We start from the raw sequence: 19,383 nt of genomic DNA on the forward strand, positions 1-19,383 counted from the left end.
GGCCCGCAGGGGCCTGGGCTTTTAGGGGCGCGGGGAACTGCGCGACCAGCCCCCACTCAGCCGCACCCGCCGACGCACCCGAACGACCCACCCCCTCAGGCGCCCCCACCCCCATAGGCGCCCCCCGCCCGAGCGGAGCGCAGGCGCGTTCGTTACCTTTAGCGCGTGGACAAGAAGAACGCCCTGCGCGCCGGCGCCCTGGCTGCCGGTACGACGCTGATGATGCTGCTCATGTCGTCCCCCGCGCTCGCGCTGACGCCCGACGACGGCGCCGACCCGGGCCCGGGCCTCAGTGTGTTCGAGACGCTCGGCCTCTTCGTCGTGGCGCCGATCGCCCTGTTCCTGCTGATCGCCGGCCTCGTGTGGGTCCTCGACGGATCCACGGACCGTCAGCCGAAGGCCAAGGCCAAGGTCTAGCCCCCGCTCCACCCCACCGAGACGTTCCCTCGAGGGCACCTCCGGCGCACCCGCACCCGCACCCGCGTACGCCGGAGGTGCCCTCGACGCGTTCTCTCACGACCCCGTGCCCACCACCAGCAGCCTCAGCAGGCCGGCCAATCGGCCGGCCTGTTCGTCGTCCAGGGCGGCCAGCGCCTCGGTCTGGACGGCCAGACCCGCCACGACCGCCTCGTCGATCAGACGCAGCCCCTCGTCCGTGAGGGTGACCTGGAGGGCCCGGCGGTCGTGCGGGTCGGGGGAGCGGCGGAGCAGGTTCGCGCGTTCGAGTTTGTCGAGCCGCCCGGTCATCCCGCCGGTGGTGAGCATGAGGGTGGCGGAGAGCTGGCGGGGCGAGAGCGTGTACGGCTCCCCGGACCGCCGCAGGGTCGCGAGCACGTCGAACTCGCCGCGTGAGATCCCGAACCGCGCGTACGCCTTGTCCATCCGGTCTCCCAGCGTGCGCGAGAGCCGGTAGACCCGGCCGAAGACCTCCATCGCGGTGGTGTCCAGGTCGGGCCGGGCGGCGGCCCACTGGTCGATGATCGTGTCGACGGGGTCGCGAAGGGGCCTGTCGGGCTCGGGGCGCGCGTTCATGGGGTGAGTATCGGGCGCCGATGGGTCGGCCGCAAGAAAGTAGCTTGACGGAAAGTTGCTTAGCGCTAAGCTAATTATAAGCAAGCTAGCTCATGCGGCTTGCCGATCCAGCAGGCCCTCGCCGCGAAGGACGCTTCCCATGACCGCGCAGCCCGCGCACACCGCGCTCACCACGCAGCCCGCGCACACCGCGAGTCGTCTCCCCCTCATCGCCCTGACCGCGCTCGCCCCGCTCTCCTGGGGCACCACCTACGCCGTGACGACGGAGTTCCTGCCCGCCGACCGCCCCCTGTTCACCGGCCTGGTGCGGGCGCTCCCGGCGGGCCTGCTGCTCCTGGCGATCTCGCGCACGCTGCCGCGCGGGGCCTGGTGGGGCAAGGCCGCGGTGCTCGGCGCGCTGAACATCGGCGCCTTCTTCCCGCTGCTGTTCCTCTCCGCGTACCGGCTGCCGGGCGGGATGGCGGCGGTGGTCGGCTCGGTCGGGCCGCTGTTCGTCGCGGGCCTGGCGGCCCTGCTGCTGGGAGACCGCCCGACCGTACGGACGCTGCTCACCGGCGTCGCCGCCGCCCTCGGCGTCAGCCTGGTCGTCCTGAAGGCGGCGGGCGCGCTGGACCCGGTCGGACTGCTCGCGGCGCTCGCCTCCACCGCCTCCATGTCCACCGGCACGGTCCTGACCAAGCGGTGGGGACGCCCGGCCGGCGTCAGCCCGCTCGCCCTCACCGGCTGGCAGCTGACCGCGGGCGGCCTCCTGATCGCCCCGCTCGCCCTGCTGGTCGAGGGGGCGCCCCCGGCCCTGGACGGCCCGGCGATCGGCGGCTACCTCTACCTCATGCTGGGCAACACCGCCGTGTCCTACTGGCTCTGGTTCCGGGGCATCGGCCGGCTCTCCGCCACCCAGGTCACCTTCCTCGGCCCCCTGTCCCCCCTCACCGCGGCCGTGGTCGGCTGGGCGGCCCTCGGCCAGTCGCTGGGAGTCCTCCAGCTCGTCGGCATGGCCATCGCCTTCGGGGCGACGATCGCCGGCCAGCTCCAGCCCCGCAGGCCGAAGCCGGCGACCGGGGTACCGGAAGTGCCTCGCCCCCGGGCCGGCGCGGGCCCGACGGCCCCGCTCGCCGGCCGCTCCGGCCGCTGATCACGACGGGGGCGCCCGGTGAACCTCACCGGGCGCCCCCGTCGTCGTACGACCGGTCGCCGCTAGGCCGTGGCGGCCGCCGCGTCCGCCGCCTGTGCGCGCAGGGCCCGCTCCACGCCCGAGCGGGACTCCGAGATCAGACGGCGCAGGGCCGCGCTCGGCTCGGCCGCGGCCAGCCAGGCGTCCGTCTTGTGCAGGGTGTCGGCCGACACCTGGACGGACGGGTAGAGCCCGATCGCGATCTGCTGGGCGATCTCGTGGGAGCGGGACTCCCAGATCTCCTTCACCACCTCGAAGTACGGGTCGGTGTACGCGGCGAGGAGATCGCGCTGGTCGGTCTGGACGAAGCCGCCGATGACCGCTTCCTGCAGCGCGTTGGGGAGCTTGTCCGACTCGACGACCTGCGACCACGCCTCGGCCTTGGCCTCGGCGGTCGGACGGGAGGCGCGGGCGGTGGCGGCGTGGCGCTCACCGGCGGCGGTCCTGTCGCGCTCGTACTCGCCGGCGATCTCCGCCTCGTCGTAGCGGCCCACCGTCGCGAGCCGCTGGACGAGGGACCAGCGCAGCTCGGTGTCGACGGCGAGGCCCTCGATCGTCTGGGTGCCCTCCAGCAGCGCCTCCAGCAGGTCCAGCTGCTCGGGCGTACGGGCCGTCGCGGCGAACGCGCGGGCCCAGGCCAGCTGGTGGTCTGAGCCGGCGGCCGCGGCACGCAGGTGCGCGAGCGTGGCGTCCGTCCAGCGGGTCAGCAGCGCCTCACGGGCCGCCGGGTCGGCGTACAGCTCGATCGCCAGCTTCACCTGGCGGTGCAGCGACTGGACGACACCGATGTCGGACTCCTTGCCGATGCCCGACAGGACGAGCGACAGGTAGTCGCGGGTCGCCAGTTCCGCGTCACGTGTCATGTCCCAGGCCGAGGCCCAGCACAGCGCGCGGGGGAGGGACGCCTCGAAGTCGCCGAGGTGCTCGGTGACGAACGCCAGCGAGCGCTCGTCCAGGCGGACCTTCGCGTACGACAGGTCGTCGTCGTTGAGGAGGACCACGGCCGGGCGGCGCCGGCCGACCAGCTCGGGCACGGCGGTCAGTTCGCCGTCGACGTCCAGCTCGACCCGCTCGTCCCTGATCAGCTTGCCGCTGTCGTCGTCCAGCTCGTACAGGCCGACCGCGATGCGGTGCGGGCGGAGCGTCGGCTCGCCCTTGGCGCCCGCGGGCAGTGCCGGGGCCTGCTGACGGATCGCGAACGCGGTGATGACCCCGTGCTCGTCCGTCTCGATCTCGGGACGCAGGATGTTGATGCCCGCCGTCTCCAGCCACGCCTTCGACCAGGACTTCAGATCACGGCCGGAGGTCTTCTCCAGGGAGCCCAGCAGGTCGGACAGGCGCGTGTTGCCGTACGCGTGCGCCTTGAAGTACGCCTGTACGCCCCGGAAGAACTCGTCCTGCCCGACGTACGCGACGAGCTGCTTCAGGACGGAGGCGCCCTTGGCGTAGGTGATGCCGTCGAAGTTGACGAGGACGTCGTCCAGGTCGTTGATCTCCGCCATGATCGGGTGCGTGGACGGCAGCTGGTCCTGCCGGTACGCCCAGGTCTTCATGGAGTTGGCGAACGTGGTCCAGGAGTGCGGCCAGCGCGAGCCGGGCGCGTCCGCCTGGCAGGCGATCGACGTGTAGGTGGCGAACGACTCGTTCAGCCACAGGTCGTTCCACCACTCCATCGTCACCAGGTCGCCGAACCACATGTGGGCCAGCTCGTGGAGAATGGTCTCGGCGCGGACCTCGTACGCCGCGTCCGTCACCTTCGAGCGGAAGACGTACTGGTCGCGGATGGTCACCGCGCCCGCGTTCTCCATCGCGCCCGCGTTGAACTCCGGTACGAACAGCTGGTCGTACTTCTTGAACGGGTACGTGTAGTCGAACTTCTCCTGGAACCAGTCGAAGCCCTGCCGCGTGACCTCGAAGATCGCGTCGGAGTCCAGGTGTTCGGCGAGGGACGGCCGGCAGTAGATGCCGAGCGGCACGCTCTGCCCGTCCTTCTCGTACACGCTGTGCACCGAGTGGTACGGGCCGACGATGAGCGCCGTGATGTACGTGGAGATCCGGGGCGTCGGCTCGAAGACCCAGACGTCGTTCTCGGGCTGCGGCGTCGGCGAGTTGGAGATGACGGTCCAGCCCGACGGGGCCTTCACGGTGAACTGGAACGTGGCCTTCAGGTCCGGCTGTTCGAAGCTCGCGAAGACACGGCGGGCGTCGGGGACCTCGAACTGGGTGTACAGGTACGCCTGGTCGTCGACCGGGTCGACGAACCGGTGCAGACCCTCGCCCGTGTTGGTGTACGCCGCGTCGGCCACGACCCGCAGGACGTTGCGGCCCTCCAGCAGGCCCGGGAGCGCGATCCGGGAGTCCGCGAAGACCTCCGCCGGGTCCAGCGCGTCACCGTTCAGGGTCACCTCGTGGACCGCCGGGGCCACCAGGTCGATGAAGGACGTCGCGCCGCTCTCCGTGACGTCGAAGCGCACCGTGGTCACGGACCGGTAGGTCCCTCCCTCGCTCTGCGCGCCGGAGAGGTCGAGATCGATCTCGTACGAGTCGACGGTGAGCAGCGCCGCCCGCTGCTGAGCCTCGTCGCGGGTCAGGTTTGTGCCAGGCACGCGGTCATCTCCTCGGTATGTGTGGGTTGCGCCATCCTTCCATGGGGAGGGTGGTGCGCGGGCAGGTGGCATTCGGGGAGGCCGCCGGTGGGCATGCGCCGCGCGTCCGCCGGCTCTCCGCGCACGCGAAAGGGCGCCCCCGGCAGCTTCCGGTGGGCGCCCCTCGGTGTCGTGTACCGCCCGGCTACTCGCTCAGCTCCGCCGCGACCAGCTCCGCGATCTGGACCGCGTTCAGCGCCGCGCCCTTGCGCAGGTTGTCGTTGGAGACGAACAGGGCCAGGCCGTTGTCGACCGTCTCGTCGGCGCGGATGCGGCCCACGAAGGACGGGTCCTGACCGGCGGCCTGGAGGGGGGTCGGGATCTCGGAGAGGGCGACGCCCGGGGCGCCGGCCAGCAGCTCCGTCGCGCGCTCCACCGAGATCGGGCGCGCGAAGCGGGCGTTCACCTGCAGCGAGTGGCCGGAGAAGACCGGGACGCGGACGCAGGTGCCGGAGACCTTGAGGCCCGGGATCTCCAGGATCTTGCGGGACTCGTGGCGGAGCTTCTGCTCCTCGTCCGTCTCGTGCAGTCCGTCGTCGACGATCGAACCGGCGAGCGGCAGGACGTTGAAGGCGATGGGGCGCTTGTAGACGCCCGGCTCGGGGAAGTCGACGGCCGAGCCGTCGTGCGTCAGCTTGTCCGCGTCCGCCACGACCTTCTGGACCTGGCCGTGCAGCTCGGCGACGCCGGCGACGCCGGAACCGGACACCGCCTGGTAGGTGGCGACGACCAGCGCCTCCAGACCCGCCTCGTCGTGCAGCGGACGCAGGACCGGCATCGCGGCCATCGTCGTGCAGTTCGGGTTGGCGATGATCCCCTTGGGGCGGTCGGCGATCGCGTGCGGGTTCACCTCGGAGACCACCAGCGGCACCTGGGGGTCGCGGCGCCACGCGGAGGAGTTGTCGATCACGACGGCGCCCTGCGAGGCCACCTTCTCGGCCAGCGCCCTGGAGGTGGCGCCGCCCGCGGAGAACAGGACGATGTCGAGGCCGGAGTAGTCGGCCGTCGCCGCGTCCTCGACCGTCACACCGTCGATGACCGAACCGGCCGAGCGGGCGGACGCGAACAGGCGCAGCTCGGTGGTCGGGAAGTCGCGGTCCTTGAGGATCCTGCGCATGACCGTGCCGACCTGACCGGTGGCTCCGACGATTCCGACCCTCACGGCGACTCCTTCTACGTGACTTGTCCGTGTCTGCGGCATGGCCGAGACGTTTCCATCATGCGGTCAGGCCGTGCCCGCCTGTCCAATCGTTTGACCGGCGGGTCCGACGGCCGAGACGCGGCAGGCCCCCGCACCGGAGCCGCTTCTTTGGCCGCCACCCCGGCTGAGCTGGAGAAATTCGCCCTACGGCGGCTCCGTACCGCAAGCTGTGCTGCTCCGACCCTGCCCACGGCATCCGCGTGCACGCGAAGGTGTGACGTACGCCTCTGCGCTCCGCCGGGAATCCCGGGCCGGACCCGCCGAACGTTTCGGCCCGTGCCGGCGTCGTAGGGGAAACGCGGGAGGGGAGGGGGGACTGTGCTGCGCAGAAAGGCGCGCCACGTCGAGAGCGTCCGGGGGGACGAGAGCGTCCGGGGGACCGAGAACGTCCGGGAGACGCGCGACCCGCTGGACGAGGCCCAGGAACGGCGGGTGCGAGCGGTGCTCGCGCTCGGCGGCGTGCCGCAGTCGGACCTGCTGGACGGGGTACAGCAGGTACGGCTGCGGCTGCTGGAGAGGGCCGCGAACGGCCAGGAGGCACCGCGGGACGTGTCCGCGTGGGCGGCGGTGGTCGCCTCCAACCTGGCGATGGACTGGCACCGGGCCAAGCGGCGCCAGGAGCGCCTGGGGGAGCGCCTGGCCTCCCTGCGCCAGCACGAGCTGCCCTCCGGCGAGGACTCCAGCGTGCTCTCGCTCGCCGTCGCCCGAGGGCTGGACGAGCTGCCCGACGCCCTGCGTCAGGTGCTTGTCCTGCGTTTCTACGCCGACCTGCCGGTGCGCGGGATCGCCGACGAGCTCGGCATCCCCGAGGGCACGGTCAAGAGCAGGCTCCACTCGGCGGTCCGCGCCCTGCGCACCCGCCTGCACGAGGACGAGGTGGTGTGACGTGGCCGCCCGGGACGACAGCAGGCGCGACGCCGAGAACGAGGGCGTGGCGCGGAACGGCGTCGAGCGCGAGGACAGCGGCGCTCGGCGGTACGCAAGCAGCACCGGTCGCGACGGCACCGATCGTGAGGAGATCGGTCACGCAGACGTCGGCAACGCAGACGTCGGCCACGGAGACGTCGGCAATGCAGACATCGGCCGCGACGGCCGCGTCTACGCCGGCATGGACGCGCTCATGGCCGCTCTTCTCGACGAGCCGCTGCCCGAACAGGCTCTGGAGGACGCCGAGTTCATGGCGGCGCGGGACGCGGCCGCCGCCGACGTGGCGCTGCTGCGGGAGCAGCTGGGGTTCCTCGGGGAGGCGCTGGCGGTGACGGGTGACGACGCCGGGGCCCCGCCGGGGCGACCCGCGGCCGCGCGGCCGGGGGACGCGGCCGGTGCCGAGACGGACCCCGGGCGGGTGTCCGGGCCCGCGACGGCCCCCACCGCGTCGGTGACGCCCCTGCTGCCGCGGCCGGACCGCGCCCGGCGGGCCCTGAGCATCGCCTACAAGGGCCTCGCCGCCGCCGCGGTCGCCTCGGTGGTGCTCGTCCTGGGCTGGGGCTTCACGCAGACGGAGGGGTCGAGCAGCACGGCCAAGTCCGACTCCGCGGCCGACGGGGCGGCGGCGAGCCGTGCCCCCGACCAGCAGAGCGATGGCGGGGGCGACTCGGGCTCGCTCTCCCGCCAGGGGTACGTCGCCTGTTCCCGCATCATCGTCGAGGGCACCGTCACCGAGGTCCAGCCCGTGCCCGGGGCCGCGCAGGACCGGATCACGGTCGACGTGCGGCGCTGGATCAAGCCCGAGAAGGGCGGGAAGCAGATCGTCTTCCCCATGGACCAGGACGTCGACCCGCGGCTGAAGGAGGGCGACCACGTCCTCGTCGGCATCCCGCGCCACGACGCCCACCCGGACGTGTGGACCACCGACGAGGCGCAGATCGCCCGCGACGGGGCCTGGATGGAGGAGGCGCTCCCCGGCTCCGAGGAGCTGTCGTGCGAGTGACCCGCTGAACGCCGAAGGGGCGGGTGTCCTGATGGACACCCGCCCCCTGGCGTCATTCACGCACTACCGGCGCGCTACGGCGTGACCTTCTCGATCCGCACGCTGCCGGTGCCCGCGGCGGTGCCGCGCGCGTTGACCAGCTGGACCTGGCCGAAGAACTCCCGGCCGGCCGGGGCCTCGGCGGCCGCGACCACCTCACCGGAGACGGTGGCCGACTGACCCGTGCCGAGCTTGACGGCGGCACCCGCGACCTTCACCTCGCCGAGGGCGGAGGAGAAGAACACGTCGCGGTAGTCGTAGGCGGTGGACCCGGACGGGACCGCGTAGCCGACGACCTCGATGGTGTAGGTACCGGCGGCCGGCGACGGCAGGGAGACGGACTCCTCGGAGTCACCGTCCGCGGAGCTGCCGACCTGGGTGCCCGCGGCGTCGTAGACGTACAGGTCGAGGTCGGCGCCCGTGTCGGCGGTGTTGCCGATGGAGACGTCCAGGGACTTGGCGCCCGCGGGCACCGTGACCGTGGAGGTCTGGGTGGCACCGGTCGCGATGGTCGGCCGGCCGGTCTTGGCGGAGCCGAGCGGGCCGCCCGTCAGCTTGCCGTCGATGGCGGCGAGCTTGTTGGTCACCTTCCAGGAGGCGGTGGTCGGCTTGCCGACCTTGGCCTCGGGCACGGTGACGACCTCGGGGTCGAAGGTCGCCCCGTAGATCGCGAAGTCGAGCTTGAAGGGGTTGTCGAGCAGCGGGGAGGTCCGGCGCGACTCGACCTCGAACTCCCAGACACCGGGCTGCGGGTTGGCGTACGAGCGCACGTCCGGCTTGCAGCCGCCGCCGTCCTGGAAGTTGTTGTAGCAGGTCAGGGAGCTGGTGCTCTCGACCGCGAGACCGTACGGGTGGTTGGCGATGAAGCGGGTCTGGCTCTTGTCCTTCAGCCCGCCGATCGCGACCTCGAGGGTCTTGGCGCCCTCGGGGACGGTGACGAAGTACGACTTGAAGGCGTTGCGCTGGACCGTGCTCTTCACCGAGTGGGTGTAGTTCAGCGGCTTGGAGACGACCACCGTGTTGAGGATCTGCTTGTCGACGCCCACGGTCTTCGGGTCGTCGACCTCCAGGATCACGCTGCTGATGCCGGCTTCCTCCGGCTTGGCGGCGATCTTCACGGTGACCGGCTTGTTCAGCGGCAGGGAGACCTCCTTGCCGCCGACGATCGAGAACGTGTCGTTCTCGTCGTTCTTCAGACGCAGGTCGTGACGGATCGCGCTGTCGGCGCCGGAGGTACGGGTGACGACGACGTCGTACGTCTTCGACTGTCCGGCCTTCAGGCCGCCCTCACGGTCGTAGACGCCGGTGCCGAAGCCCGGGGTCTTCAGCGCGAAGTCGATCGCCGTGTCGACGGGGGCCTTCACGGTGTACTCGTGCGCCGAGGCGCCCGCCTTGATCGACTTCCAGGCGGCCTCGATGTCCATCAGGCCCGCGCCCTCGGCGTACGCCTGCACGCGGCGGATGTGGTCGGCCGTCGAGGTCAGCGCGGTGCGCAGCTTCGCGGGCGGCAGGGCGATGCCCTTCTGCTTCGCGGCGCTGAGCAGCAGCGCGGAGGCGCCGGCCGCCTGCGGGGAGGCCATCGAGGTGCCGTTCAGCATCTGGTAGCCGGCCGGCAGGGTGTAGCCCGCCTCGGGCGCGATGACGCCGGGCAGCCAGGTCTGCGCGGTGTTGACCGCAGCGCCGGGGGCCACCAGGGTCGGGGTGAAGCCGCCGTCCTCACGCGGGCCGCGCGAGGAGAAGTTGAAGAGCTGGTAGCCCTTGGCGACCTCGGAGCCGTAGTTCGAGGCCCAGGTCTCCTTGGAGATGGACGCGCCGACCGAGATCACCTTGTCGGCCAGACCGGGGTCGCCGATGGTGTTGGCGCCGGGGCCGGAGTTGCCGGCCGAGATGACCAGCTGCACGCCGTAGGTGTCGATGAGGCGCGTGTACAGCTCGGCGCGCGCGTTGTTGCCGTCGTTCAGCGCCGGGAGGCCGCCGATGGACATGTTGACGATGTCGACGCCGCGGTTGACGACGAGGTCGATCATGCCCTCGGTGAGCGCCACGTTGGTGCAGCCGGGGCCGAACTCGCAGGCGCGGGACGAGACGATCTGCGCGCCGGGGGCGGCGCCGTTCATCTTGCCGCCGAACAGGCCGTTGGCGGCGGTGATGCCGGCGACGTGGGTGCCGTGCTCGCTGGAGATGAGACCGATGTTGACGAAGTCGGCCTTCTTGCCGACCCAGTCGCCCCCGAAGGGGTCCATCGGGACGTTCTTGCGGTACTCCACGACGAACGGCTGACGCTCGGCGACGTCGGTCGCCGGGTTGTCGGTGCCGAAGTAGCCGATCTGGTAGCCGTCCTTGTACGGCTTCATCGGCTTGTCGTCGCGGAAGTCGAAGTTCTGGTTCACGTCGACGGTGACCGTGCCGTTGGCCGCGTCGTAGAGCACGCCCCACGCGTCGGTGGTGTCCCCGTCGCGGTTCACGTCGCCCGCCGCGTCACCGGCCGCCGTGGCGGACTCGCGGAAGGTGTTGACGGAGTAGGTGCCCGCGGGCGCGGACCAGGTCCGGCCGCCGAAGGTGAACGTCGGGCCGGAGACCGAGTTCGTCATCGGACGCCAGCTGCCGTCGTTGTCGACGATCGGGTCGGTGGACGTCACCCAGTCGACGATCTTGCGCTCGCCGGTGGAGGTCTTCTGCAGCGCGGGGTGCGCGAGGTCGACACCCGAGTCCAGGATGCCGATGGTGATGCCCCGGCCGTCGGCCGTCGGGTTCTTCCGCACGAAGTCCACGGCGCCCGTCTCGAAGGACGGGTTGTACGGGTTCTTGGCAGGGGTGTTCTTGTCCGGCCCCGGGTAGGTCTCGGCGACCGTGGCCTGCTTCCTCGCGCCCTTCGCGGTGTCCGCGGCCGGCGAGGGGTCGTCGAGGACGATCTCGTGGCGCAGGTCGATGCCCTGCACGGAGGAGAGCTTCGCGGCGGCCGAGATGGCGGCGTTGGCGCTCTTGGTCGGGACGGTGGCGCGGACGTAGCCGAGCTTGTCGTAGGTACGGCCCACGGAGCCGCCCTTGACCGCGTCCAGCTGCTCGGCGACCTGCTCGGTCTTGCCGGGGGCCGTGGCGATCATCATCGTGACGTTCTTGTCGCCGTCGGCCTTGGCCTCGGCGAGGAGGTCGGCGTCGTTCGAGCCGAGCTTGTCGTGCGCGGACTTGACACCGCCGTCGGACGGGACGGTGGTGGACGGGTTGTCCGCCGAGAAGGCCATGGGTATCGGCCCGGCCGCGGAGAGCGCGGCGACCAGACCCGCGGCCACGGCTGTGCGGGCCACGCGTCTCGAACCCGACCGGGGGCCGGGCTGGGGGGTGAGGGTCATCGACATCCCTTGTAGGTAAGGAATTCAGTGAGCAGGCAGGGGTGATCCGAGCGGCAGGTTCGGATCGGTCCGGTCCGTTATGTGGTCCCGGATGATCGCTCAGTCTTACCAAAGTGATAGATGTTTGGGGAGTGCTGACCGCAACGGATCCAATTCATGGGGTAAACCCTCAACCCGTCATGAGCGCAATGACCGCGTATGGGCGGACATTGCGGGTAACGTCTGCGCATGCGTGAGCAGTTGAGGGTGGCGGCCTACGCCGTGTGCGTCCGCGAGGAGCGTCTGCTGCTGGCCCGCTGGGTCTCCCGGGACGGCCTGCGCAGGTGGACCCTGCCCGGCGGTGGCATGGAGCACGGCGAGGACCCCTACGACACGGTCGTCCGCGAGGCGGCCGAGGAGACCGGCTACACCGTCGAACCCACCACGCTCCTCGGCATCGACACCGCCCGCCGCCAGGACCCCCGCCGCCTCGGCACCCGCGTCGACTTCCAGGCCCTGCGCATCGTCTACGAGGCCCGGGTCACCGGAGGCGACCTCCGCCACGAGACCGGCGGCTCCACGGACATGGCCGCCTGGTACCCCCTGGCCGAGGTCCCGGACCTGGACCGGGTGGGCCTGGTCGACGTGGGCCTGCGCCTGTGGAGGGAACGCCCCCGCAGCGGCCATCTGCCGGTGCCCTACCCCGGCAGATGAACACGGAGTGACCGCTTCCCTTCGCTCCCGCTCACATTCGGGAACCTCCGGTGGCGCACACCGTCCCCGTAGATCCACGTACGGTGATCGGCGCTGTCCGTTGCGGCGTCGTTAACGTCCAGGCCACCCCCGCTGCCAAGCATCGAGGAAGAGCGGGAACCCCACTGCGGCCCCCACCGCGCAGCGGCCCCCGCGACCACTTCCGACGCGTTCGCACTCGGGGAGACCGCGCCAATGCCGCGCATACGCTCAGTCGCTGCCGCCGCCACCCACCCTGACCGCCGGGCCTTCCTCGCCGCCACCGGCGCGGTCGGCCTCGCCGCGGGGGCCGGCTTCGCCCTGCGGCCGGAGACCGCCGCCCATGCCGCCACCTCCGCCGCCGCAACCGGCGAGATCCCCCTGACGAACCTCTCCAGCAGACAGGCCCCCGCCGCCCCCCTCGCGCCGTACACGCGGGGCACGACCCTCGCCTCGGTCGCCGCCCCGCGCAATTCCTCCGGCTACCGCCGCCTGGGTTCCGGCCCGGCCTGGGCGCGCGTCGTCCGCAGCGACCTGGCGGCTCCCAAGTCCGGCCGCGAGAAGCGCCGTACGGCACTGGCGTCCTTCGTGCAGTTCACCGACCTGCACGTGGTGGACGTCCAGCACCCGCTGCGCTACGAGTACCTGCGCGCCCAGACCGCCAGCGCCTGGCGTCCGCAGGAGGCCCTGTCCGTGGCCGGCGCGGTCTCGCTCGTCGAGCGCGTGAACGCGCTGCGCGGAGCCCCGGTGACCGGCTCCCCCCTGCACTTCGTCATGACGACCGGCGACAACACCGACAACAACTCCAGGACCGAGCTGGACTGGTTCCTGAAGGTGATGAGCGGGGGCCGCGTCACCCCCAACTCCGGTGACCCGCGCCGCTACGAGGGCGTCCAGAACAGCGGCCTCAAGCTCTACTGGCAGCCCGACGCCGCCCTGCGCGACGCCGACAAGCAGCTCGGCTTCCCCCGCCTGAACGGCTTTCTCGCCGCCGCGATCCGCGAGGTCAACAGCCCCGGCCTGAACGTCCCCTGGTACTCCACGGTCGGCAACCACGACTCCCTCCCCGGCGGCTGCTACGCCCCCGGCGACTCCTGGTTCGCCGACTTCGCGGTCGGCGGCCGCAAGCTGATGACGCTGGACGAGCGGGCCGGCAAAACCCTCTGGGACAACGTCAAGAGCGGCGGCGACCCCCGGGGCGCCGAGTGGGAGGCCCTCCTCAAGGCCCAGGCGAAGAAGATGCGCGCGGTCACCCCGGACGAGGGCCGCGCCCCCTTCACCCCGCGGGACTACCTGAAGGCCCACCTGGACCCGGCCCACACGGGTCCCGGCCCGGTCGGCCACGGCTACTCGCAGGCCAACCTGGACGCCCGCACCCAGTACTACGCCTTCCGTGTCGCCGACGACGTCATCGGCATCAGCCTCGACTCCACCGACCCCGGCGGCCACTACGAGGGCTCGCTCGGCGCGGCCCAGCTGAAGTGGCTGGACCGCACGCTGAAGGAGGCGGCCCAGGACGGTTCGTACGCCGTCGTGTTCAGCCACCACACCAGTGCCTCGATGCGCAACCTGCGCAAGGACCCCGCGCGTCCCGGCGAGGCCCGCCACAGCGGTGACGAGGTGCTGTCCCTGCTCGGCCGCCACCGCAACGTCCTCGCCTGGGTGAACGGCCACAGCCACCGCAACCGCATCACCCCGCACCCGGCCTCGGGCGGCGGCTCGTTCTGGGAGATCTCCACGGCCTCCCACATCGACTTCCCCCAACTCGCCCGCGTCATCGAGCTGGTGGACAACAAGGACGGCACGCTCTCCCTCTTCACCACCCTGATCGAATCGGCCGCCCCGCACGCCACCGACTTCACGGACCTCTCGCAGACCGGCCTCGCCGCCCTCTACCGCGAGCTGTCCTACAACGCGCCGGGCCGCCGCGACACGCTCACCGGAACCCCCGGTGACCGCAACACGGAACTGGTGCTGCGGAAGGGCTGAAAACGGCTCAACCTGCGCGCAGGTGCTCAACCTCCCCGTCCGTCCCCGAGTCCCCCCTCGCGACCGGACCTTCTCGGAACCGCCGAGAATGTCGGTGCGAAGGGGGAGACCACACATGCAGGCTCGCACGGCTCGTGGGGCACGTACGGTTCTGGTGGCGGCGACCGCGGTGGCTGCGGCGGTGGCGCTGGCCGCGCCCGCCGTGGCGGCACCGGCACCGGCCGGAACCGACCACACCGCGACCAGAAAGGCCATGGACGCGGCGGTGAAGGACGGCGTTCCCGGCGTGGCCCTCCAGGCCAAGGACAAGCGCGGCGTCTGGAAGGCCACTTCCGGCGTCGGTGACACCAGGACGGGCAAGCCGCGCTCCGCGCACGACCGTTACCGCGTCGGCAGCATCACCAAGACCTTCGTGTCGACGGTCCTGCTCCAGCTGGAGGCCGAGGGCAGGCTGTCGCTGGACGACAAGGTCGACACCTGGCTGCCGGGCCTGGTGCGCGGCAACGGCCACGACGGCCGTGCGGTGACCCTTCGTCAGCTCCTCAACCACACCAGCGGAATCTACGACTACACGTCCGACGAGGAGTTCGGCCGCACGTACTTCCTGAAGGACGGCTTCTTCCGGCACCGTTACGACACGATTCCCCCGAAGCGACTGGTGGCGGTCGCCATGAAGCACAAGCCGGACTTCGCCCCCGGCACCGACTGGAGCTACTCGAACACCAACTACGTCCTGGCCGGCATGGTGATCGGCAAGGTCACGGGCAACCCGTACGGCGACGAGGTCCGCGCCCGCGTCATCGAGCCGCTCGGCCTGCGCTCCACCCTGGTGCCGGGCACGTATCCGAAGGTCCCCGGGCCGAGCAGCCGCGCCTACGGCAAGCTGGCCCGGACGGCGACGGGCCCGACGTACGACGTCACGGAGCTGAACCCCTCCCTGGCCTCCGCGGCGGGCGAGATGATCTCCGACTCCGGCGACCTCAACCGTTTCTACAGCGCGCTGCTCAAGGGCAGGCTGCTGCCGCCGAAGCAGCTCGCCGAGATGAAGACCACGATCAAGGTCGACGAGATCCCCGGCGCCGGCTACGGCCTGGGCCTCATCGAACGCAGGCTCAGCTGCGGGATCACCGTCTGGGGCCACGGCGGCGGCATCCACGGCTCCACCTCCGAAGCCGTCACCACCTCCGACGGCCGCCACTCCCTCGCCCTCAACCTCAACAGCGACTGGACGGGCGACCCCGAGGCGATCGTGGAGGCGGAGTTCTGCGGCAAGTAGCCGCCCCGGCATCAAGCAGCCGCCCCGGCATGAGGAAGGGCCGCCGAACGTGGCCGGCCGCCCTTCCTCTCCCCTCCTGATGTCCCCGGGTTACCCCGATCTACCGGGGGAGCACCACCACATAGGCGGCCGGATCGCGGTCGCACGACGCCATCAGGGCGGTGCGCACGACGGTCGCCTGCTGCTCCAGGGAGTCACGCAGCTTCCTGGGGCTGATGTGGACGACGGTGATGCCGAGGCGCTCCAGCATCTCGCGCTTACGGGCGTACTCGGACCACAGCGCGTCCTCGTCCTGCCGGGGTGCGCGGGTGTCCAGTTCGACCGCGACGGCCTGCTCCGGCCAGTACGCGTCGAGTCCGCCGAGGTGCGGGCCGCCGGGCAGCCGGAGGTCGACGTTCCAGACCGGGTCGGGCAGGGCGTGTTCGCGCACCATCCGGTAGAGGTGGTCCTCCGCCACGGCCCGGCCCTCGGCGAGCAGCGAGTCCACCGCGTCGGCCACGTGCGGCCGGTTCAGCAGCCGCGCCGCGGTCAACTCCCGCACCACCGCGACCGGTTCGGTGTGCCCGGCGCGCACCGCCTCCGTCAGCAGCCGGCGCACCGCGCCCGCGTCGGTGAGTTCCCCGACCGCGTCGGCGAGGGCGCGCGGCACCGGGGCGACGGGCAGGCCGGTCACGTACGAGGGGGTCGGCATGGCCGGGGTGCGGACGATCCGCGCGCAGCCCGTGGTCCGCAGCCGGCGCAGACGCGGTACGAGCACGTCGATCGTGTCGAGGGAGGGGAGCGGCGGCGCGGACGTGAACCCGTGCAGGGTCAGGGCGGCCAGGCCCGTGATCACCGCCTCCGGGTAGCGGGGCGTCGGGCGGGGCTCGTCGGCGTTCGGCTGGGCGGGTACCCCGACGGGCGCCGCGACCCCGGTGACCGTCTCGCGGAACGGTGAGCGGGCCGCGTACGAGAGCACCGCGTGCAGGCGCTCCTCGGAGGTGGGCGGGCCCGGGTGCAGCAGGAACACACCCGGCAGGAGCTGCTGCCAGGAACCGCCGGGCCGGCACCGCTCGTTCGTCTCGGCGGCGGTGACACCCTGCGCGCGCAGCTGCGCGGCCGTCAGCACCCGGCGCGTGACGTCCGAGAGGCGACGGAGGGGGCGGGGGGAGAGCGGGGTGTTGTGGGTCATGGTCCGGAGGTTCCCGCTCCGGAGCCGCGGATGAACCTCTGTTACAGGCTCGTCGACAAATCCGGACAAGACCACACTAAAGTACGTGCGTTCGACTGCCGATATCCGCTGGTCCGGACCCGATCGGAAAAGGTTACGGCTCCGATTACCCGAATTCCGTAACCCTCAACCGGGCCGGACCGTGCCCGCGAGCGCCGCGCACGCACCCCCCGGTGGCTGCCGTGCGGCAGCCACCGGGCGCACAACACACCCCGCCGCGGCGGCAGTTACGCCACGGACTCCGCCGCCGCGTCACACGCCTGCGCCCGCAGCGCCCGCGCCAGGTCGTCCCGGGCCTCCAGCACGAGCCTGCGCAGCGCCGGCGCCGCCTTCTCGTGCGCGGCGAGCCACGCGTCCGTCGCGTCCAGCGTGTCCGGGGAGTCCTGCAGCGACGGGAACAGCCCCCGCACCACGTCCATCCCGATCTGGATGGACCGCTCGGCCCACACCCGCTCGATCACCTCGAAGTACTTCGCGGCGTAGAGCGCCACCAGCTCCCGCTGGGAGGGCCGCGCGAACCCCGCGATCGTCGCCTCGACCAGCGCGTTGGACATCGTGTCCGACTCCACGACCGAGACCCACGCCTGCGCCTTGACCACCGCGGACGGCCGCCCCGCCAGGCACCGCACATGGTGCTGCTTCCCGGAGGCCGTGTCGTCGCGCGCCAGCTCGGCGGCCAGCATCGCCTCGTCGGCGGCCCCGTGCGTCGCCAGCGGCTCCAGGAAGGCCCAGCGCAGCTCCTGGTCGACGTCCAGCCCGTCGATCGTCTCGGTCCCGGCCAACAGCCCCCGCAGCAAGGCCAGATCGTCCTCGCCCGAGGCCACCGAGGCGAAGAAACGGGCCCACGTCAGCTGGTGCTGACTGCCCGCCTCCGCCGCCCGCAGCTCCCGCAGCGCGCCCTGGGCCAGCAGCCGGCCGCCGGTCTCCCGCCACCCGGGCGCCGCGTAGTGCGTGAGCGCCGACCCGGCCCAGGCGTGCAGCATCTGCAGCACCCCGATGTCGGACTCCCGCCCCGCGAACCGCAGGACGAGGTCGACGAAGTCCCGCGCCGGCAGCAGCGCGTCCCGCGTCAGGTTCCACAGCGCCGACCAGCACAGCGCCCGGGCCAGCGGGTCCGAGACGTCCCCGAGCCCGGCCCGCAGCGCGTCCAGCGACCCCGCGTCGAACCGGATCTTGCAGTACGTCAGGTCGTCGTCGTTGACCAGCACCAGCTCGGGCGCCTCGGCCCCGGCCAGCTCGCCCACGACCGTACGCGGCCCGTCCACGTCCACCTCGGCCCGCGCGTACCGCTCCAGCGAACCCCCTTCGGCGGCCCGCCGGTACAGGCCGATCGCCACCCGGTGCGGCCGCAGTTCGGGGTGCGACTCGGCGGCCTCCTGCACCACCGCCAGCTCCGCGATCCGGCCGTCGGCGGCGAGAAGCACCTGCGGGGTGAGGGAGTTGACCCCGGCCGTCTGCAGCCACGCGCGCGACCAGGACACCATGTCCCGTCCGCTGGTCTCCTCCAGGACCGACAGCAGGTCGCCCAGCTTCGTGTTGCCGTACGCGTTCCGCTTGAAGTAGCGCCGGGCGCCCTCCAGGAAGGCGTCGCGCCCCACGTACGCCACCAGCTGCTTCAGCACGGAGGCGCCCTTGGCGTAGGTGATGCCGTCGAAGTTGAGCTTGGCGTCCTCCAGGTCACGGATGTCGGCCGTGACGGGATGGGTGGAGGGCAGCTGGTCGGCGCGGTACGCCCAGGACTTGCGGTTGTTGGCGAAGGTGACCCAGCCGTTGGTGAACCGGGTCGCCTCGACCATCGAGAACGAGCCCATGAAGTCGGCGAAGGACTCCTTCAGCCACAGGTCGTCCCACCACACCATGGTCACCAGGTCGCCGAACCACATGTGCGCCATCTCGTGCAGGATCACATTGGCCCGCCGCTCGTACGACGCCCGCGTGACCTTGCCGCGGAAGATGAACTCCTCGCGGAAGGTGACGAGTCCCGGGTTCTCCATCGCGCCCAGGTTGTACTCGGGCACGAACGCCTGGTCGTACTTCCCGAACGGGTACGGGTAGTCGAAGTGGTCGTGGAAGAAGTCCAGGCCCTGCTTGGTGATCAGGAAGACGTCGTCGGAGTCGAAGTAGGGCGCGAGACCCTTGCGGCACATCGCGCCGAGGGGGATCTCCAGCCGCGTACCGTCCTCGAAGACCCGCTCGTAGGTGTCCGTCACGTAGTGGTACGGGCCCGCGACGAACGCCGTGATGTACGTCGAGATCGGCTTCGTCTCCGCGAACCGCCACACCCCGTCCGTCAGCTCGCCCACGCCGTTGCTCCACACGACCCAGCCCTCGGGCGCCCGCACCTCGAAGCGGAAGGGGGCCTTGAGGTCCGGCTGCTCGAAGCCCGCGAAGACCCGCCGTGCGTCGGCCGGCTCGTACTGGGTGTAGAGGTAGACCTCGCCGTCCTCGGGGTCGACGAAGCGGTGCATGCCCTCGCCCGTGCGGGAGTAGGCGCACTGCGCGTCGACCACCAGTTCGTTCTCGGCGGCCAGGTCGTCGAGGGTGATCCGGGAGCCGTCGAAGACCTCGCTCGGGTCGAGATCCTTGCCGTTGAGGGAGACGGCTGTCACCCTCGGCGCGATCAGGTCGGCGAAGCTGCCGGCGCCCGGCTCGGCGCAGCGGAAGCGGATCGTCGTCACCGAGCGGAAGGTGCGCGGCTCGCCGGCCGCGCCACCCGCGTCGCCGACGGCGGACCGCAGGTCGAGAGAGACCTCGTAGCCGTCGACGGACAGCAGCGCGGCCCGTTCCTGGGCCTCGTCGCGGGACAGATTCTCACCGGGCACGGCGGCA

The 19,383-nt window shown here is 71.6% G+C and carries 13 protein-coding genes; 7 read left to right on the forward strand and 6 right to left on the reverse strand.

Going from position 1 to position 19,383, the window contains the following annotated elements; all coding sequences use genetic code 11:
- The first annotated feature begins 165 nt into the window (after positions 1–165).
- On the forward strand, positions 166–417 hold the full coding sequence (locus tag SCAB_RS28435; protein WP_013003541.1) for a hypothetical protein: 252 nt from the start codon (positions 166–168) through the stop codon (positions 415–417).
- Positions 418–513: 96 nt separating this feature from the next.
- On the opposite strand, the gene SCAB_RS28440 is transcribed toward SCAB_RS28435, so the two are convergent.
- Positions 514–1,032: a MarR family winged helix-turn-helix transcriptional regulator gene (locus tag SCAB_RS28440; protein ID WP_013003542.1), complete on the reverse strand. Its 519-nt coding sequence runs from the start codon at positions 1,030–1,032 to the stop codon at positions 514–516.
- A 139-nt stretch (positions 1,033–1,171) separates the two neighbouring features.
- Between SCAB_RS28440 and SCAB_RS28445 the strand changes: the two genes are divergently transcribed.
- A complete protein-coding gene (locus SCAB_RS28445) occupies positions 1,172–2,164 on the forward strand; it encodes an EamA family transporter (protein WP_013003543.1) in 993 nt (330 codons plus the stop codon).
- Between the two features lie 62 nt (positions 2,165–2,226).
- Here SCAB_RS28445 and pepN (SCAB_RS28450) read toward each other — a convergent pair whose 3' ends face one another.
- Together pepN (SCAB_RS28450) and SCAB_RS28455 are read right to left on the reverse strand one after the other, a co-directional pair.
- Positions 2,227–4,809 carry an aminopeptidase N gene (pepN, locus tag SCAB_RS28450; protein ID WP_013003544.1) on the reverse strand — a complete coding sequence of 861 codons (2,583 nt, stop codon included), beginning with the start codon at positions 4,807–4,809 and terminating at the stop codon, positions 2,227–2,229.
- A 184-nt stretch (positions 4,810–4,993) separates the two neighbouring features.
- The gene (locus SCAB_RS28455; protein ID WP_037729615.1) at positions 4,994–6,010 is read right to left on the reverse strand and encodes an aspartate-semialdehyde dehydrogenase; all 1,017 of its coding nucleotides are present in this window, start codon (positions 6,008–6,010) and stop codon (positions 4,994–4,996) included.
- A gap of 357 nt (positions 6,011–6,367) precedes the next feature.
- On the opposite strand from SCAB_RS28455, the gene SCAB_RS28460 reads away from it, so the two are divergent.
- Both SCAB_RS28460 and SCAB_RS28465 read left to right on the forward strand, forming a co-directional pair.
- Complete coding sequence (locus SCAB_RS28460; protein ID WP_013003546.1) at positions 6,368–6,934, forward strand: sigma-70 family RNA polymerase sigma factor; 567 nt, start codon at positions 6,368–6,370, stop codon at positions 6,932–6,934.
- A gap of 1 nt (position 6,935) precedes the next feature.
- Positions 6,936–7,979 carry a hypothetical protein gene (locus tag SCAB_RS28465; protein ID WP_013003547.1) on the forward strand — a complete coding sequence of 348 codons (1,044 nt, stop codon included), beginning with the start codon at positions 6,936–6,938 and terminating at the stop codon, positions 7,977–7,979.
- A 74-nt stretch (positions 7,980–8,053) separates the two neighbouring features.
- Here SCAB_RS28465 and SCAB_RS28470 read toward each other — a convergent pair whose 3' ends face one another.
- Entirely contained in the window at positions 8,054–11,374 is a 3,321-nt protein-coding gene (locus SCAB_RS28470) for a S8 family serine peptidase (protein ID WP_013003548.1), read from the reverse strand.
- Positions 11,375–11,596: 222 nt separating this feature from the next.
- Between SCAB_RS28470 and SCAB_RS28475 the strand changes: the two genes are divergently transcribed.
- The 3 genes from SCAB_RS28475 to SCAB_RS28485 all read left to right on the forward strand — a co-directional run bounded on the left by SCAB_RS28475 (position 11,597) and on the right by SCAB_RS28485 (position 15,344).
- The gene (locus tag SCAB_RS28475; RefSeq protein WP_013003549.1) at positions 11,597–12,061 is read left to right on the forward strand and encodes an NUDIX hydrolase; all 465 of its coding nucleotides are present in this window, start codon (positions 11,597–11,599) and stop codon (positions 12,059–12,061) included.
- 234 nt (positions 12,062–12,295) lie between these two features.
- Positions 12,296–14,068 (forward strand): TIGR03767 family metallophosphoesterase, encoded by a 1,773-nt coding sequence (locus tag SCAB_RS28480; protein ID WP_013003550.1) that lies wholly within the window; start codon positions 12,296–12,298, stop codon positions 14,066–14,068.
- Between the two features lie 115 nt (positions 14,069–14,183).
- A complete protein-coding gene (locus SCAB_RS28485) occupies positions 14,184–15,344 on the forward strand; it encodes a serine hydrolase domain-containing protein (RefSeq protein WP_173402916.1) in 1,161 nt (386 codons plus the stop codon).
- 100 nt (positions 15,345–15,444) lie between these two features.
- Here SCAB_RS28485 and SCAB_RS28490 read toward each other — a convergent pair whose 3' ends face one another.
- Positions 15,445–16,515 (reverse strand): hypothetical protein, encoded by a 1,071-nt coding sequence (locus SCAB_RS28490; protein WP_041669748.1) that lies wholly within the window; start codon positions 16,513–16,515, stop codon positions 15,445–15,447.
- A 266-nt stretch (positions 16,516–16,781) separates the two neighbouring features.
- On the reverse strand, positions 16,782–19,376 hold the full coding sequence (gene pepN, locus SCAB_RS28495; RefSeq protein ID WP_013003553.1) for an aminopeptidase N: 2,595 nt from the start codon (positions 19,374–19,376) through the stop codon (positions 16,782–16,784).
- Between the last annotated feature and the right edge of the window lie 7 nt (positions 19,377–19,383).

Origin of the sequence: Streptomyces scabiei 87.22, from assembly GCF_000091305.1 — a bacterium.
GTDB classification, from domain to species: Bacteria; Actinomycetota; Actinomycetes; order Streptomycetales; family Streptomycetaceae; genus Streptomyces; species Streptomyces scabiei.

What these genes read in the sequence shown, in the direction of transcription:
- SCAB_RS28440 (WP_013003542.1), bottom strand. Translation starts at nt 1,032, where the DNA reads ATGAACGCGCGCCCCGAGCCCGACAGGCCCCTTCGCGACCCCGTCGAC.
- SCAB_RS28445 (WP_013003543.1), top strand. Translation starts at nt 1,172, where the DNA reads ATGACCGCGCAGCCCGCGCACACCGCGCTCACCACGCAGCCCGCGCAC.
- SCAB_RS28470 (WP_013003548.1), bottom strand. Translation starts at nt 11,374, where the DNA reads ATGTCGATGACCCTCACCCCCCAGCCCGGCCCCCGGTCGGGTTCGAGA.
- SCAB_RS28475 (WP_013003549.1), top strand. Translation starts at nt 11,597, where the DNA reads ATGCGTGAGCAGTTGAGGGTGGCGGCCTACGCCGTGTGCGTCCGCGAG.
- SCAB_RS28480 (WP_013003550.1), top strand. Translation starts at nt 12,296, where the DNA reads ATGCCGCGCATACGCTCAGTCGCTGCCGCCGCCACCCACCCTGACCGC.
- SCAB_RS28485 (WP_173402916.1), top strand. Translation starts at nt 14,184, where the DNA reads ATGCAGGCTCGCACGGCTCGTGGGGCACGTACGGTTCTGGTGGCGGCG.
- SCAB_RS28490 (WP_041669748.1), bottom strand. Translation starts at nt 16,515, where the DNA reads ATGACCCACAACACCCCGCTCTCCCCCCGCCCCCTCCGTCGCCTCTCG.